The sequence below is a fragment of the Virgibacillus chiguensis genome (assembly GCF_900129865.1).
Lineage (GTDB): Bacteria > Bacillota > Bacilli > Bacillales > Amphibacillaceae > Virgibacillus > Virgibacillus chiguensis.
This window is the reverse complement of the sequence record NZ_FQXD01000020.1, coordinates 1-17,532: the sequence shown is the minus strand read 5'-3', so window position 1 is coordinate 17,532 and position 17,532 is coordinate 1. Positions and strand designations below refer to the sequence as shown.

The following is a 17,532-nucleotide window of genomic DNA, read 5'->3' as shown; positions in this document are numbered from 1 at the left end:
GCGCAATTAGTCTTCGATGGTAATACCCATACTACGCGCTGTTCCTTCAACCATGCGCATCGCTGCTTCTACATCAGCAGCATTTAAGTCAGGCATTTTTGTTTCTGCAATTTCTTTTACTTTATCGCGCTTAACTGTTGCTACTTTATTACGATTTGGTTCACCAGAAGCAGTTTCAATGCCTGCTGCTTTTTTAAGCAAAACAGCTGCTGGTGGAGTTTTTGTAATAAACGTAAACGAACGGTCTTCAAACACTGTTATCTCAACAGGGATAATCATACCCGCTTGATCTTGCGTACGTGCGTTAAATTCTTTACAAAAGCCCATGATATTAACACCTGCTTGACCAAGTGCTGGTCCTACTGGTGGTGCCGGGTTCGCTTTACCAGCTGGGATTTGTAATTTTACAAGTTTAATCACTTTTTTAGCCACGAGACACACCTCCTTAAAGTCCGTGATGTGGTAATAGGGGACACTCGTTTTTCCCCTCCCACTCCTATTGTTCTAACCGAATGGCTAGTCACAAGAATAACAAAAGAATTTTAGCATGAATATCAGAAAAATGCAAGGATATTGCAATCATTTTCTAAGGGACTTCGTGATTTTCCTTTACTAATTTCATGATACCTCTAACGCTATATGCATTGTAGACTCCCACTTCTCAGGAATGGTAACTCCCACAACAACCGCGCTATCGCTTGCTGTTCTGCTATTAGAAAAAAGCAGGGTATTATCAAAAAATCTTACTCAGCTAATTGAGCTTCTCTATTTGCGAGAAATCTAATTCTACAGGGGTTTCTCTTCCGAACATATTTACGTGAACTTTAACCTTTTGCTTATCTGTGTCTATGCTTTCAACAGTACCAGTGAAATCAGTAAACGGCCCATCGGTCACACGAACATTCTCTTTAATTTCAAAATTAAATTGTACAGGATTTTCCGCAACACCCATACGTTTTAATACTGTTTCTACTTCTTCTGGCAATAACGGCGTTGGCTTCGTTCCACCACCACTTGAACCAATAAACCCTGTTACTCCAGGAGTATTTCGAACGACATACCATGAATCATCTGTCATAATCATCTCTGTGAGCACGTATCCTGGGAAGAATTTCTTCTTCGTTACCTTTTTCTTGCCGTTTTTTATTTCTGTCTCTTCATCCTCGGGAACAATAACGCGAAATATTTTATCTTCCATCCCCATGGACTCCACACGCTTTTCTAAGTTCGTTTTCACTTTATTTTCATAACCAGAATACGTATGTACGACATACCAATTTTTTTCCATTTATTTGGACAACAGTTCTTGTCCTTCCCTCCCTTTTTTATACAATACAGAATTTCATTCCAATTTATTTCTGCACCAGACATGCAACGTTTTTAAATTCATATCACGAATAAACTATATATGTTAGGCTTTTTTGCTCCAACCTAAAAAACCCGATTGATACCGGGTTCCACAGAAACTCATTATTTATTTCCTTATCATTATAGCATAAAACCAACACAAATATTCAATCATTAGTAAAATCAAAGTAAGTTTAAAATTTGCGTGATTCCAAGGTCAATTAAAAAGAAGAATAATGCTATAAAAGCAACCGTTGTAATAACCGTTATGGTATAGCTTGTTAACTCTTTGCGATTCGGCCAGCTAACTTTCTTCATTTCTCTTGAAACGTTTTTAAAAAAACGAAACATGCTTGTACCCCCTACACCTGAAAATGACGACTTTGTTATAGTCATGCTATTATTTCGCACATTACATCGCGAAAATCTATTTTGTTTCCCGATGCAATGTATGTTTACCACAATGTTTACAATACTTATTTACTTCAAGCCGTACAGGTTGTGTGGATACATTTTTATTCGTTGTATAATTTCTACTAGCACAAACTGCACACGCTAAAGTGATTTTCTTATTCATTCCCTCACCTCGAGCGGAGAGTTTCTAATACTATTTTACTCTAGCATGGTTGCAAAAATGTGTCAATCCTCCCTATGAAGTAATTTCCGCCTCTGCAATTAACTGCTCCAATTTACGCTTTACTCGTTGTAGTGCATTATCGATCGACTTAACATGACGATTAAGTGCAACAGATATTTCATGGTACGTCCTTCCATCTAAATAAAGTTGCAGTACTTTCTTCTCTAATCCGCTCAACAATTCTGATAATTTCGCTTCGACGTCTCCATATTTTTCCTGGTTTACAAGCAGTTCTTGCGGATCAATATCTTTTGATCCTGCGATGACATCTAATAAAGTGCGATCTGTCTCCTCATCATAAATCGGCTTGTCCAAAGACACATACGAATTTAGCGGAATGTGTTTTTGTCTTGTCGCTGTCTTAATCGCTGTAATGATTTGCCTTGTTACACATAATTCAGCAAAAGCTTTAAATGAGGATAGCTTTTTCCCATCATAATCGCGAATAGCCTTATATAAGCCGATCATTCCTTCTTGAACAATGTCCTCTTTATCCGCGCCAATTAAAAAATACGTCCGTGCTTTTGCACGTACAAAATTACGATACTTCTGTATCAAATAATTTAAAGCGTGACTGTTCCCCTGATGAATAAGCTGCACAATACTCTCATCGTCCAGCTTATTTAAGCGTTGATCGCTCATCTCTATTTGATTGACATTCACCAAGATGCCCCCCCGACTACACACAGTCCATTTAAAGCTTATTATACAGGAAGCGCTTTAAAGTAGTCAATATTAGAGAAGTGAGAGTGTTAGCAGTTCTATATCTTCCCTCTTCTCCATTTTTCAAAAGTCTCTAACGTTTTCGCATCTAATATAATTTTTGAATTTGCTTGTTTCTTATAATGCTTTTCTATCGTTTTTTCAATGTTCTGTTGTATATTATTCGTTTCTATCCAGAGCTCTCGAGCCGATTTCCTTAAAGCTCCACTTCCAAAAATTGTTCGTTGCTCTGCAAAATCAGATGTTGCTACATAAACTTGCGTACGAATATCTTTTACCTCTTTGACTAATTTTTCAATACATTCATCGGCTGTTTCTTTTTCTTTTGTATAAATAACTTCTACGTTATATGCAGTTGTTTTTGTTTCTACCCCGTGTACATAATAAGCATCAAATACAACAATAACACGAAAACCTGAATACGCTTGGTATTCAGCCATCCATTCAATTAAACGATCTCGGGCTTGCCCAATATCTTTTTCTTTTAACCGCTGAAGTTCATCCCATGCCCCAATGATGTTATATCCATCTACAATGACAACAATCATCGCTTAATCACCATAAGGATTCCTTTTCCGATACACCTCATATAATAAAAGGCTACAAGCAACGGAAGCGTTAAGAGAGGATACCTTCCCCTTCATGGGTAAGCTTACTGTCCAATCACATTTTTTCTTTACTAGACGGCTCATCCCTTTCCCTTCGTTTCCCACTACAATAGCAAGCGGCAGCGTACCTTCTAATTGCCGATAATCCTCTGATGCATCCGCTTCTGTACCAACTACCCAAATATTGCGTTCCTTTAAGGCTTCAATAGTATTAGCAATATTCGTTACGCGAACAACCGGAACATGCTCCATTGCCCCAGCTGCTGTTTTGGCTACAGTTGCAGTTAAACCTACGGAACGACGCTTTGGAATAATGACACCGTGTGCCCCTACAGCATCTGCCGTCCGTAAAATAGAACCTAAATTATGCGGGTCTTCTAATTCATCTAAAATCAAAAAGAATGCTGCTTCATTTCGTTTTTCAGCTTGGTGAAATAGGTCATCTAGCGTTGCATATGTATACGATGCGACATATGCGACCACCCCTTGATGGTTTCCTCCTTTAGCTAACTGATCTAATTTATGTTTGGGAACTTTTTGGACGACAGTATGTGCCGTTTTTCCTAATTGAAAAAACTTTGTTTGTACGGAAGAATTTAACTGTTCGGATATAAACACTTTATTTATCGACCTTCCAGACTTCATCGCTTCTATAACAGGATTCTTACCAATTATCAGCTCCTGATCCATATTCGGTTCCACTCCTTTCTGTTAACTGTATCGCTTCATCAATAAGTTGTTCTAACCGTTCTTTATCATTTCCTAAATAAAGATAACCGATTAATGCTTCAAAGGCTGTACTGTAGCGATACGTTTGAACGCGTATGTTTTTGGGAATAGATCCCGACTTTGCATTTCTTCCTCTCGTCACTACTCGTACTTCTTCTGCGGTTAACTTGTCTACCTTTAGCCAGTGACGAACAACAGTTGCTTGCGCTTTTCCTGACACATAACGGATTGCTCGTTGATGTAATTGCTGTGGTTTTACTTGACCTTGTTGAAGGAGGTGCTCTCTTACATACAATTCATAGACAGCATCTCCCATATAGGCAAGGGCAAGGCTCTTCATTTGTTTTACATCTTGCTCCATGGTTATCCTCTTTTCCATCGTACTCCTTGAGGCGTATCTTCCAAAACAATATTTTTTTCTTTTAGTATATCTCTAATTTCATCAGCGCGAGCGAAATTACGAGCTTTTCTTGCGGTATTACGTTCTTCAATTAATGCCTCAATCTCTGCATCTAGTAGCTGCTGGTTCACCTCTAATTCAATTCCAAGCACCTTTAAGAAAGCGCGTATGACTTGTTGGAAAGCTGCAATTACCTCGCTTGATGTCTGTTTTTGTTGCAAGTAGACATTCGCTTCTTTCGCTACTTCAAAAAGAACCGAAATTGCATTGGCAGTATGAAAGTCATCATCCATCTCCGCCTCAAATTGCTGGCTCCATTGAGCTAGCTTTTGCAACCAATCCTCTTTATGATCTACAAGATCCATGCTAGAAGATTTGCGGTGCTCTAAATTAAAATAAGCTGTTTTTATTCGCTCTAAACTGTTTTCTGCGCTTTGTAATAACTCCTCAGAAAAGTTAATCGGGTGACGATAATGAACACTAAGCATAAAGAAACGAATGACTTGTGGATCATACTGTTGGATTAAATCGCGAGCTAATAAAAAGTTGCCTAGTGATTTGGACATTTTTTCATTATCAATATTAATATAACCATTATGCATCCAATAGTTAGCAAATGTTTTTCCCGTCAGAGCTTCCGATTGTGCTATTTCGTTCTCATGGTGTGGAAAAGCAAGATCTTGCCCTCCTGCATGAATATCAATTGTCTCGCCAAGGTATTTTTTTACCATGGCAGAGCACTCAATATGCCATCCGGGGCGCCCTTTTCCCCACGGCGAATCCCAAGCAATTTCTCCATCCTTTGCCTTTTTCCATAAAGCAAAGTCGAGTGGATCTGTTTTCTTTTCACCAACTTGAATTCGAGCTCCAGACCTTAGCTCATCGACAGATTGATGAGATAACTTTCCATATCCTTTAAACTCCCGAGGTTTAAAATAGACATCACCTTGTACTTCATAAGCAACACCTGTTTCAATAAGCTTCTCAATAAAGGCGATAATATCAGCCATTGTTTCTGTTACTCGAGGGTTATGCGTAGCTTCTTTTACCCCTAAAGCACCAACATCTTCTAAATAAGCGGAAATAAATCGGTTAGCTACCTCTGGCACTTCCTTACCGAGCTCATTGGCAACTTTAATTAACTTATCGTCCACATCCGTAAAATTGAGCACATAATCTACTTCAAAACCCTTGTACTCTAAATAACGTCTCACTGTATCAAAGACAATTGCAGGTCTTGCATTACCAATATGAATATAGTTATATACAGTCGGTCCGCAAACATACATGCTCACTTTGCCCGGTTCTATTGGTTTAAACACTTCTTTTTCACGTGTTAACGTATTGTATATTTTAATGGACATCGTGTTTTTTCCCTTCCTTTAATTTAACTATTTCTTCCTTTAAAGCATCAATTTCCCGCTGTAAATATTCACATCGATTTGCTACTGGATCAGGAAGTTTGTGATGATTTAAGTCTTTAGTAACCTTTTCCCCGCGGTGCTTTACAATTTTTCCCGGGATACCGACAACGGTAGCATGATCGGGCACATCCTTTAAAACAACAGACCCGCCACCTACTTTTGCGCTTTCCCCAATTGTTATGGATCCAAGCACTTTGGCTCCTGTTGCAATTAGCACATTATCTTTTATCGTCGGATGCCGCTTCCCCTTTTCTTTTCCAGTACCGCCTAACGTTACCCCTTGAAAAATCGTTACATTATCGCCAATTTCACATGTTTCACCAATAACGACCCCCATTCCATGGTCAATAAATAAACGTCTACCAATTATCGCACCTGGGTGAATTTCAATTCCAGTAAAAAAACGGTTCATTTGTGAGATGACACGGGCAATAAAAAACATTTTACGCTTATATAACGCGTGGGCAATACGGTGCGACCAAACAGCATGAAGACCTGAATACGTTAAGAAAACTTCAAAATAAGAGCGTGCAGCTGGGTCCTGCTCGAATACAGCATCCATATCATCTTTCATTCGTTTCCAAATGCCCATCCTCCAGCCTCCTTCCCCATGATTAATGTAATACATAATGGATGTAAAACTTATCGATATATTTAGCTTCATTCTTAGCCGTAAAGCTTTTTCTGCAAAATCTCCTTTGTTAGACATCTACTTTCATTAACAATAGTAGCTCCTTTCGTGCTAAATAACACGGTCATTGGTTGCGGCTTACATTCACGGTGTATAGCAAAGGATTGATAACAATGAACCAGAACAAAGGCTCGGGGCGCCCGGTTAGCAACGTAGCGACTGGAACGAATCAACGAAAGTTTTAGAAATCATGCTCCTGCAACAGGAGTATGCCGGCGCCCTCCGGCAAGCCCGTCTTTAGTCGGCCTTCCTATTTAGAACGAACCGATGATGACTTAGCTTAGGACAATGGAGTGAAGTCGCCTAGTTGCTGGCGCCGGAACCGGACGTGGCTAAATAACTTAGTAAGTTTATCCACAGCTGCTAAATTTTATAATTAAACAAACTAAAAAGCGCCTCTGGGTATGCATACTCAGAGACGCTTTCATGCGCGGTTCCACTCTGTTTGAAGGATAAATAAATTCCTTCCAACTTAAACTTATAACGGTAAGCGCCGCCGTTATGTACTACTATTCCATAACGGACTTCAGAGGAGCACTTCAAAAGCAATCCTAAAAATCACTTCCAGCCAAGGTGATTCTCTCTGTGTTAGTTTATTGCTTTTTACTTTCCCTCGTCATCGTTCCTTATTTATGTAATATTACTATATTACATTTTACGTAAGTTGTGAATCATTACGCTTTAAGTTTCTTTAATACAGCGTCTAAATGGCTAATGACGGTATCTTTTCCGAGTAGTTCAATTGCCATCGGTAATTCTGGACCATGAGTTTGTCCCGTAGTAGCTACACGGATCGGCATAAATAGTTTCTTACCTCGATGCCCCGTTTCTTTTTGTGTTGCTTTAATCTGAGCTTTAATTGAATCGGCTGTAAATTCATCCAAATGAAGAAGCTTATCTGTGAAGACTTGTAATACCTCTGGAACTTGCTCTCCTTCAAGAACTTCCCAAGCAGCGTCATCAAAGCTGAGCTCTTTAGAGAAAAACATCTCCGTTAATTCTACAATTTCTGCACCATAACGCAATTGCTCTTTGTATAATGCAATGACCTTCTCAACCCAAACTCTTGTCTCTTCGTCCATATCGGTCGGCAGCTTTTCAGCCTTTACTAAATGTGGTAGCGCCAAGTCAATCACTTCTGAAAGATCTGCAGATTTTATATACGCATTATTCATCCATTTCAATTTATGACGGTCAAAGATGGCCGCAGACGTAGATAATCGATTTGGATCAAAGATATCAATTAAAGTTGGCTTATCAAAAATTTCCTCTTCCCCAACCGGAGACCAACCTAGTAACGTAATAAAATTAAACAAAGCTTCTGGCAAATAGCCTAAGTCATGGTACTGTTCAATAAATTGAATAATATGCTGGTCACGCTTGCTTAATTTTTTCCGTTCTTCATTAAGAATCAGTGTCATATGGCCAAATTTTGGCGGCTGCCAACCAAATGCATCATATATCATCAATTGTTTTGGAGTATTGGAAATATGTTCTTCTCCCCGCAATACGTGTGTAATTTCCATTAGATGGTCATCAATAGCTACAGCAAAGTTGTACGTGGGAATACCGTTTTTCTTTACAATAACCCAATCACCAAAATCACTAGATTCAAAAGTAATATCGCCTCTTACAATATCATTAAATGTATATGTTTTATTTTCAGGAACTCGCATACGGATACTTGGTAAACGACCTTCCTGTTCAAAGGCTGCGATTTGTGCTTCCGTTAAATCACGATGGGCTCCGGAATATTTTGGAACTTGGCCGTTAGCGCGCTGTTGCTCTCTTTCCGCTTCAAGCTCCTCCTCTGTCATATAGCACTTGTATGCTAAGCCTCTTTCTAACAGCTCGTCCACATATTTTTGATAAATATCAAGACGTTCCATCTGACGGTACGGACCGTAATCCCCACCTACATCAGCGCCTTCATCCCATTCAACCCCTAACCAATTTAAAAACTTTAGCTGACTTTCTTCGCCGCCTTCTACGTTTCGTTTATCATCTGTGTCTTCAATGCGAATAATCATCTTTCCATTAAAATGTTTCGCATATAAGTAATTAAATAATGCTGTACGTGCGTTTCCGATATGCAAATGACCTGTTGGACTTGGTGCATAACGTACTCGAACCTGATTCGTCATGGTCCTTCCCCTTTCTACAATTAAACATGAATTAGATAAATTTAGCTTACCGCCAACTCTTTATGGCGGAAAAACGCTGTTGTTTTTCTTATACTATAAACCTTAAAACTTTATACTTTCCTAAGGTAAAAGAAAATGAATCATACTCCTATGTTTTAGAAACTTAAAATGTGATACAGGATATTTCCTGTATGACTAAGGCTTGCTTTTAAAATTCTATATTAAATTATACGGTTCTTGCTCGTATAACAAAAGTGATAACAATGATTGTTATCACTTTTGTTCATCCTTTATATGTTATACCTTTTTATAGAGCTTTTTCAAGTAATTTTGGTTTTGCAAATATCATTCGTCCAGCAGACGTTTGCAAGACACTCGTAATTAACACTTCGATTGTTTTGCCGATATAGTCTCTACCTTCTTCCACAACAATCATGGTTCCATCATCAAGGTAAGCGACCCCTTGATTATGTTCTTTCCCATCTTTTATAACATGTACGGTTAATTCTTCGCCAGGCAAGACAACAGGCTTCACAGCATTCGCCAAATCATTAATGTTTAATACAGACACACTTTGCAAGTCACAAACTTTATTCAAGTTAAAGTCATTGGTTACAACGATCCCGTCAATTACTTTAGCCAATTTGATTAATTTGCTATCCACCTCATGAATATCTTCGAAGTCGCCTTCATAGATTTCCACTTTTACAGGCAAATCTTTCTGAATCCGATTTAACACGTCTAAACCTCTACGTCCACGGTTTCTCTTTAATACATCAGAGGAATCAGCAATATGTTGCAGCTCGCCAAGTACGAATTGCGGAATAACAACCGTTCCTTCCAAGAAGTTCGTCTGGCAAATGTCAGCGATCCGTCCATCAATAATGACACTTGTATCCAATATCTTTGCTTTAGGTTGTATGGTTGTATTTGTTACATCACTTTCTGGGATTTTTCGCTTTTCTTTTTCCTTACGATTCATATTAAATAAATTGACAATATCTTCACGACGGCGAAAACCGACTTGAAAACCTAGATACCCTAATATAATCGTTATAAATAATGGAAGAACTTGTGAAACTAATACATTAAGATCTCCCAAAGGTATGGTGATTAAATACGCGATAATTAAACCAGCCATCAAACCTAACGTCCCTGAAAATAAATCACCAGCAGGTAGACGAATAAGTGCTTCCTCTATCCATTTTAAAAACCCTACAATATAATCGACAAGCCAATATGATATGAGAAAGAAAATAATAGCACCGATCGCCATTCCTATATAGGGAGAGAACATCCAATTAGCATCGGCAATATTTAATAAAGCTAAAAACAAAGGAACATAAAGATAACCTATAGTTCCTCCTAAAATAATGAAAAACAAATGCACAATCTTTTTCATCAGCAATGCCACCTCCTAACTTATATTATTGCCTAAGATGAAAAAAAATAATCCTTGAATAATATTTATAATGAAATAATTTCCATATGATAGTTTATAAACTTCCAAGTAATGAACAATCCTTTAAACGTTGGAGTAAATAAGCATTTTCAAACGCCCTTATCCTACAAACCTTTCATTTATACTTCTTACTAATGAAATAAAAACAAAACTTATCTACTTACCCCGATTTGTAATGCTTCTTGTACCGTGTTTACACCGATAATTTCGATGTTATTTGGCGTTGTCCAACCTCCTAAATTATTTTTAGGACAGATAACGCGTTTAAATCCTAGTTTGGCAGCTTCTTGAACACGTTGTTCAATGCGAGATACCCGTCTTATCTCTCCCGTCAGTCCAACTTCCCCAATAAAAATATCTTCCGGCTTTGTTGGTTGATCACGGAAGCTAGAAGCAATACTAACAGCAATTGCTAAGTCAATGGCAGGTTCATCAAGTCTAACACCACCAGCAACTTTAATATATGCATCTTGGTTTTGCAGCATTAAACCGACACGCTTTTCTAACACTGCCATCAGTAGTGGAACACGGTTCTGATCTACTCCTGTCGCCATTCTACGAGGGTTACCAAACGCTGTAGGAGAGATTAATGCCTGTATCTCTACCAATACTGGTCTTGTTCCCTCCATAGAAGCTACGACGGTAGACCCCGAAGCTCCTTGTGAACGTTCTTCCAAAAATATTTCTGAAGGATTTAAAACTTCGCGTAGCCCTGCCTCCTTCATCTCAAAGATGCCCATTTCATTCGTACTACCAAACCGATTTTTCACACCTCTTAAAATGCGGTACGTATGATGACGCTCCCCTTCAAAATATAGCACAGCGTCCACCATATGCTCTAGGAGTCTTGGGCCAGCAATCGTCCCCTCTTTCGTCACGTGTCCCACAATAAAGATGGGTATTCCATTCGTTTTAGCGATTTTCATTAATTCAGATGTACATTCTCTTACTTGAGAAACACTGCCCGGTGCACTCGTAATCTCTTCACGATAGACCGTTTGAATAGAATCAATAACGACAAATGATGGTTTTATTGCTTCAATTTGATTTGCTATATCAAGTAAATTTGTTTCTGCTAACACATATAACTCGTCGGAAGTTACACCTAAACGATCAGCACGCAACTTCGTCTGTCTCGTTGATTCTTCTCCGGAAATATATAAAACAGACAAACTTTTATCTGCCAATTGAGATGATATTTGCAATAATAGGGTAGACTTTCCAATACCTGGATCCCCACCAACTAGAACGAGAGAGCCTGGTACAATGCCGCCGCCGAGCACACGGTTAAACTCTTTCATATCTGTTGTCACTCTCGGTTCTTGTTGTGATTTAATTGCTGTAATTTTTTCAGGCTTTCCTACTGACCTATTACCTGTTTGAAAGGACTGCTTTTGTCTCCCACCAGTAATTTCAATCTCTTCTACAAACGTATTCCAATTGTTACAACCGGGACACTTCCCAAGCCATTTTGCTACTTCATACCCACATTCCTGACAAACAAATTTCGTTTTACGCTTCGCCAACCTACCACTACCCCTTCACTTATCTATTATATACGATTTTAACAATGATAAAGTTACAGGTTCCTATCAATTTGAATAGGAATTCCATAGTCGTGCCACAAATCTTACCTATTACATACTGCTTAAAGCTAAAAATAGTTTCACTTTTTTCGAAAAGCGCTTCTTGTTGCTTCGCTTTACGTAAAAGCTAGTGTTTTGGTTATTCGAAAAACTTGGTTATCGCCAAGTTTTTAAATAAAATGCATTCGTTTTTCTTATACGATAAACCTTAAAATTTTATGCTCTCTATTGCTTATTTTTATCAGTTTAACATATTTTGGCGTTAAAAGAATGATTCTCATCATCTATATTATTGCAACATAGCAGGACGTTTTCCCTAAACCTATCTATTTTATTAATTTACTTATCGGCAAGTCTTTACGCATAAGCCGTCGTTTTTCTTATACGGTAAAACTTTACAATCTTAAACTTTCCTACAGTACAAATTAGGTCATATTTGTTTCTTATACTTCTTTTCTTTTTCATAAATACATTTCTTAAAGCTCCATCAATTTGGTTCTAAATAAACAATCCTTTCGTGAAGTTACCTCCTCACGAAAGGATTGTTTGTCAGAAAAACTTGGCTATAACAAGTCTTCTTTTTGGCCATGACCATGGCTGCCGATTTCCGTTACTACTTATCATCTTATAGATAAGACTAAGGAAGTATAATAAATTCTCCCTTATTGTTTAAACCAATTTTTACTTTTTGGCCTTTTTCAATTGTTCCTTTTAAAAGCTCTTCAGACAATAAATCCTCTACATTCTTTTGAATCGAACGACGAAGGGGTCTTGCTCCATATTCAGGATCGAAACCTTCATTGGCAATCTTTTCAATTGCCTTATCTGTTAGTGAGAACTCGATATCTTGATCTTTTAAACGTTTTTGCAGTTGTTGAATCATTAGCGTTACAATCTGCTTCATATGTTTTTTCTCTAAGGAATGAAAAACGATTGTTTCATCGATTCGGTTTAAAAATTCTGGTCGAAATGCTTTTTTTAGCTCTTCCGTTACTTTTGATTTCATATTTTTATAATCATGATCTTCTTCCCCTAAATTAAAGCCAACATATTTATTTCGCTTTAATTCGCTTGCACCAACATTCGATGTCATAATTAATACCGTATTACGAAAATCTACCACGCGACCTTTGGAGTCGGTTAAACGACCATCTTCAAGAACTTGTAATAAGATATTAAACACTTCCGGGTGAGCCTTTTCTACTTCATCCAAAAGCACAACGGAATACGGCTTTCTGCGGACTTTTTCAGTTAGTTGACCGCCTTCTTCATATCCGACATAGCCAGGAGGTGAGCCGACTAAACGAGAAGTAGCATGCTTTTCCATATACTCCGACATATCAATTCGAATCATGGCATCTTCATCCGCAAACATAGCTTCCGCTAAGGCACGAGCTAATTCCGTTTTCCCAACCCCTGTTGGTCCTAAAAATATAAACGAACCAATTGGGCGTTTCGGATCTTTCAACCCTGCTCGAGCTCTACGGATTGCTTTAGAAACGGCATTTACAGCTTCTTCTTGGCCGATTACTCGATTGTGAAGGGTCTCCTCCATGTTAAGCAAACGATCGCTCTCATCCTTCGTTAGCTTCGCTACAGGGACACCTGTCCAGATAGATACAACACTTGCAATGTCTTCTACTGTAACCTCCGTATCGGTTTGTCCTTGCTTTTCTTTCCATTTTGTCTTCGTCTCCGCTACTTCTTCACGTAACCGTTGCTCGGAATCACGAAGCGATGCGGCTTTTTCAAACTCTTGACTTTGTACAGCTGCATCCTTTTCCTTACGAACCTCTTCTAACTTATGTTCTAATTTCTTCAGGTTTGGTGGTACAGTATAGGATTTTAAACGCACCTTCGATCCTGCTTCATCAATTAAATCAATCGCCTTATCTGGTAAGAACCGGTCAGTTATATAGCGATCCGATAGATTAGCAGCTGCTTCAATTGCTTCATCTGTTATCGTAACACGATGATGTGCTTCGTAACGATCACGTAAGCCTTTTAAAATTTGGATCGTTTCTTCCAACGTTGGTTCATCAACTTGAATAGGCTGGAATCTTCGCTCAAGCGCTGCATCTTTTTCAATATATTTACGATACTCATCTAATGTCGTAGCACCAATACACTGTAACTCACCACGGGCAAGTGATGGCTTCAAAATATTTGACGCATCAATTGCACCTTCTGCCCCACCGGCGCCAATTAAAGTGTGCAATTCATCAATAAATAAGATAATGTTACCAGCTTGACGAATTTCTTCCATTACCTTTTTCAGACGATCTTCAAACTCACCACGATATTTTGTTCCTGCCACAACCGTTCCCATATCTAGCGTCATCACGCGTTTATCTCGTAATGTTTCTGGTACTTCATTTTGAATAATTTGTTGTGCAAGCCCTTCTGCAACCGCTGTTTTTCCTACACCCGGCTCACCAATTAAAACAGGGTTGTTTTTCGTACGGCGACTTAACACTTGAATAACCCGTTCGATTTCCTTACTACGTCCAATAACGGGGTCAATATTCCCTTCTTTTGCACTCACCGTTAAATCACGTGCTAAGGAATCGAGTGTTGGGGTATTCGCATTGGATTGTTGCGCACGTCCCTGACGATTTGTTTGCGATTCATTACTACCTAAAAGCTGTAAAACTTGCTGTCGAGCCTTGTTTAGGCTAACCCCTAAATTATTTAAAACCCTAGCAGCAACGCCCTCTCCCTCGCGGATAAGCCCTAATAGTATGTGCTCTGTACCAACATACGAATGTCCAAGCTTACGTGCTTCATCTTGGCAAAGTTCTACCACTTTTTTTGCACGTGGTGTATAGTGAATTGTCTGCATTGGCTGTTTCCCTACGCCAATCAGCTTTTCCACTTCTTCTTGAATTTTTGATATTTCTAACCCAAGTGATTGTAATGCTTTTGCAGCAATACCTTCTCCTTCACGGACAAGCCCTAGTAAAATATGTTCTGTCCCGATATTATTATGCCCTAACCTTACAGCCTCCTCTTGGGAGAGTGCGAGAACTTTTTGTGCTCTTTCGGTAAAACGTCCAGACATCATATATCCTTTTCCTCCTATCTATTCCTCTAATTGCAACCGTTGACGAATAAGAGAAGCTCGCAATTGGTCACGTTCGCTAGCTGCTAATGTTTTTTTGGCATAGTGCTGTAAAAATCCTGGTTGAGTCAAAATCATTAGTTCATTTAAAATATTTCTTGATACATTTTTCAATAAACCTACGTCAATACCTAACCTTACATTGGATAAGCACGTTGCAGCCTCTTTTGATTCTAAAATTCTTGCATATGCCAATACACCATAAGAACGAAAAATTCGATCTTCCAACTGGTCTTTCGATTGCTCCATTATCCGCTGTCTCGCATAACGTTCCTGTTCAATTAATTGCTTTACAACACTTTGCAAATCAGCAACGATATCCTCTTCTGATTTTCCAAGCGTAATCTGGTTAGATATTTGAAAAATGTTTCCTTGCGCTTCACTACCTTCGCCATAAATACCTCGTACAACGAGACCTAACTGGTTAATTGCTGGTATCATGCGATTGATTTGTTTTGTTAAAACTAAGGCGGGCAAATGCATCATAACAGAAGCACGCATTCCAGTTCCTACATTCGTCGGGCAACTCGTCAAGTAACCTCGTTTTTCATCAAAAGCGTAATTGATTTTTTCTTCTAGCCAATCATCAAATTCGAATGCTTGTTGCAGAGCCTCCGTTATTTGAAAGCCTGGGAAATAAAGTTGCAAGCGAATATGATCTTCTTCATTGATCATAAGAGATACTTGCTCATTTTCTGAAATAAGCACAGCTGCAACTTCAGATTGCTTTGCTAACAACGGACTAATTAAATGTTTTTCGACTAATACTCGTTTTTCAATAGCGGATAGATCACGAATGGATACAAATGCTAAATCTTTATACACTCCATAAGTTTGCCCTTCATACTTTTCTTGAAAAAAACTCCTTATTTCCTCTAAATCTTTTGGATCAGCAGCTATTGGATAAGGTATATTAGCAAAATTTCGAGCAAGGCGAATGCGGCTACTTAAAACAATATCGCTATCTGGACCGTCTTTCCGCATCCACGGGCTAATCGCTTCATTCATAAATTGCCGCAAAGTCATGATTGATCACCTGCCTCTGCCTGACCGTCTTCTTGATTTAAAGCTTTAATTTGATCTCTAACTTTTGCTGCTTCTTCAAATTCTTCATTCTCAATTAATTTTTTCAAATGCAGTTTTAAATCTTCTAGCTGTTTTTTCTTATGCAAATCTCCACCTTGTCGTTTAGGAATTTTCCCATTATGCTTTACATTCCCCGCATGAACTCTTCGAAATATTGAATCTAAACGATCGTTAAAAGTTTCATAACATATAGCACAACCGAATTTTCCTACTTGCTTAAATTGTGAAAAAGTCATTTCGCATTTTGGGCATTGTAAGTCCTTTGTCTGATGATAACTTTCCGTATGTGGATTTGACAAGCTGGAGGTGTCAAAATTAAATAACCCAGAAAGTAAATGATGTAACGAATATCCGTCTTCTGAATAGTTCATATACCCTTTTTCCTTTGCACATACATTACAAACATGAACCTCCATTTTTTGCCCTTGAATCACTTGTGTGAAATGAAGTGTTGCAGGACGTTTGTGACATTCTTGGCATTGCATGTTCACACTCCCCTTTATTTATTTAGATACTTAAGCGTTGTAAGCATGGATGTTAATACGCGTGCACGAATTTCATCTCGTAAAGGCAATTGGAATGGAAGCGTCGTTCTTTCAATAGCGCTTAACATAATCTTAGCCTCGCGTTCCGTAATTAACTCTTCTTCAAGTAATCTTTCTAATATACCGACTGCTTTTTGCTGAGATACAGATGGATTAATCATTTCAATAATTTCATCAATTAACTTGGACTCTTCTTGATGAATAACCCGCATAATTCGAATAAAACCACCGCCACCACGCTTACTTTCCACAATATAACCTTTTTCAGCAGTAAAGCGCGTATTAATTACATAATTAATTTGTGAGGGGACACATTGAAATTGGTCAGCTATCTCACTTCGTTTAATTTCGATTACATTCTTCCCTTTTGATTGAAGGATTTGCTTCAAATAACTCTCAATTATATCTGATATATTACTCATATGCCCACCCCCTTTTGTACAGAGTAACGATTTTGACTTTGACTATCTTTGACTATACTTTTATTATACGGGAATTTAAAGAAGATGCAAATACAATACTATGTTTATTGTAGACAAAAATAACTCATAAAAAACATAATAAAAGAAACCTTCTATGAATGGAGCTTCACGTCAAAAGTCTTGTTAGTACGAGAAACAGTATTATCCTTAGAAAAACTTGGCTTGTCGCCAAGTCTTATGGCGAATAGCGTATTTTTTCTTATAGTATAAACCTTTAAACTCCCTCTATATACTAACGTTTTCTCTTGTTTTCTTTGTTTTTCTTAGAATTTCATTTTATTTTTTACTCATTAACGATATTTAAGACCGTGTAAGCATAATTTTAATGTAGAAGGGTGCACTTAATAAGCCATCCTTCTCTTTTTGAAAAAAATGGGAATTTTCACTGCTATGATCGCACCTTCTCATCCCACAATACTCATGGTGACAAACCCTCCCACATCTCACAGCGTCTTCGCGCATACATTCCTTCGTTCGGTCTATCCATGAAGTGGGGCCGGCGTTGCTTTCCTACAGGGTCATTGCCCGATTGTATAAAAATTGCCGG

At 38.3% G+C, this 17,532-nt stretch carries 17 protein-coding genes and 1 other annotated feature; all 17 genes read right to left on the bottom strand.

Going from position 1 to position 17,532, the window contains the following annotated elements:
* Positions 1-6: 6 nt before the first annotated feature.
* Positions 7-432 carry a 50S ribosomal protein L11 gene (gene rplK / locus BUB45_RS16895; protein ID WP_019375547.1) on the bottom strand — a complete coding sequence of 142 codons (426 nt, stop codon included), beginning with the start codon at positions 430-432 and terminating at the stop codon, positions 7-9.
* A gap of 319 nt (positions 433-751) precedes the next feature.
* Positions 752-1,288: a transcription termination/antitermination protein NusG gene (gene nusG, locus BUB45_RS16890; protein WP_073012531.1), complete on the bottom strand. Its 537-nt coding sequence runs from the start codon at positions 1,286-1,288 to the stop codon at positions 752-754.
* Positions 1,289-1,530: 242 nt separating this feature from the next.
* Entirely contained in the window at positions 1,531-1,698 is a 168-nt protein-coding gene (secE, locus tag BUB45_RS16885; RefSeq protein WP_073012528.1) for a preprotein translocase subunit SecE, read from the bottom strand.
* Positions 1,699-1,774: 76 nt separating this feature from the next.
* Positions 1,775-1,924, bottom strand: coding sequence for a 50S ribosomal protein L33 (gene rpmG / locus BUB45_RS16880; RefSeq protein ID WP_073012526.1), 150 nt, complete (start codon positions 1,922-1,924; stop codon positions 1,775-1,777).
* A gap of 72 nt (positions 1,925-1,996) precedes the next feature.
* Positions 1,997-2,626 carry an RNA polymerase sporulation sigma factor SigH gene (gene sigH / locus BUB45_RS16875; RefSeq protein WP_084723783.1) on the bottom strand — a complete coding sequence of 210 codons (630 nt, stop codon included), beginning with the start codon at positions 2,624-2,626 and terminating at the stop codon, positions 1,997-1,999.
* 119 nt (positions 2,627-2,745) lie between these two features.
* A complete protein-coding gene (locus tag BUB45_RS16870; RefSeq protein WP_073012522.1) occupies positions 2,746-3,255 on the bottom strand; it encodes an NYN domain-containing protein in 510 nt (169 codons plus the stop codon).
* Between the two features lie 3 nt (positions 3,256-3,258).
* Positions 3,259-4,005: a 23S rRNA (guanosine(2251)-2'-O)-methyltransferase RlmB gene (gene rlmB, locus BUB45_RS16865; RefSeq protein ID WP_073012520.1), complete on the bottom strand. Its 747-nt coding sequence runs from the start codon at positions 4,003-4,005 to the stop codon at positions 3,259-3,261.
* Entirely contained in the window at positions 3,980-4,405 is a 426-nt protein-coding gene (locus BUB45_RS16860; RefSeq protein ID WP_073012517.1) for a Mini-ribonuclease 3, read from the bottom strand. Before BUB45_RS16860 ends, rlmB begins: the two co-directional genes overlap by 26 nt.
* 2 nt (positions 4,406-4,407) lie before the next feature.
* Positions 4,408-5,808: a cysteine--tRNA ligase gene (cysS, locus tag BUB45_RS16855; RefSeq protein WP_073012514.1), complete on the bottom strand. Its 1,401-nt coding sequence runs from the start codon at positions 5,806-5,808 to the stop codon at positions 4,408-4,410.
* Complete coding sequence (gene cysE, locus BUB45_RS16850; protein WP_073012511.1) at positions 5,798-6,460, bottom strand: serine O-acetyltransferase; 663 nt, start codon at positions 6,458-6,460, stop codon at positions 5,798-5,800. Before cysE ends, cysS begins: the two co-directional genes overlap by 11 nt.
* A 510-nt stretch (positions 6,461-6,970) precedes the next feature.
* Positions 6,971-7,188 (bottom strand) — a binding site (T-box leader).
* Between the two features lie 45 nt (positions 7,189-7,233).
* Positions 7,234-8,703 (bottom strand): glutamate--tRNA ligase, encoded by a 1,470-nt coding sequence (gltX, locus tag BUB45_RS16845; protein ID WP_073012508.1) that lies wholly within the window; start codon positions 8,701-8,703, stop codon positions 7,234-7,236.
* 307 nt (positions 8,704-9,010) lie between these two features.
* Entirely contained in the window at positions 9,011-10,108 is a 1,098-nt protein-coding gene (locus BUB45_RS16840; RefSeq protein WP_073012680.1) for a PIN/TRAM domain-containing protein, read from the bottom strand.
* A gap of 209 nt (positions 10,109-10,317) precedes the next feature.
* Positions 10,318-11,691 (bottom strand): DNA repair protein RadA, encoded by a 1,374-nt coding sequence (gene radA / locus BUB45_RS16835; RefSeq protein WP_073012506.1) that lies wholly within the window; start codon positions 11,689-11,691, stop codon positions 10,318-10,320.
* A 697-nt stretch (positions 11,692-12,388) separates the two neighbouring features.
* Positions 12,389-14,815 carry an ATP-dependent protease ATP-binding subunit ClpC gene (gene clpC, locus BUB45_RS16830; protein WP_073012503.1) on the bottom strand — a complete coding sequence of 809 codons (2,427 nt, stop codon included), beginning with the start codon at positions 14,813-14,815 and terminating at the stop codon, positions 12,389-12,391.
* 18 nt (positions 14,816-14,833) lie between these two features.
* Complete coding sequence (gene mcsB / locus BUB45_RS16825) at positions 14,834-15,898, bottom strand: protein-arginine kinase McsB (RefSeq protein ID WP_073012502.1); 1,065 nt, start codon at positions 15,896-15,898, stop codon at positions 14,834-14,836.
* Positions 15,895-16,443 carry a protein-arginine kinase activator protein McsA gene (gene mcsA, locus BUB45_RS16820; protein ID WP_073012500.1) on the bottom strand — a complete coding sequence of 183 codons (549 nt, stop codon included), beginning with the start codon at positions 16,441-16,443 and terminating at the stop codon, positions 15,895-15,897. The genes mcsB and mcsA overlap by 4 nt, the downstream gene beginning before the upstream one ends.
* A 14-nt stretch (positions 16,444-16,457) precedes the next feature.
* A complete protein-coding gene (locus BUB45_RS16815) occupies positions 16,458-16,925 on the bottom strand; it encodes a CtsR family transcriptional regulator (protein ID WP_073012498.1) in 468 nt (155 codons plus the stop codon).
* Positions 16,926-17,532: the final 607 nt, after the last annotated feature.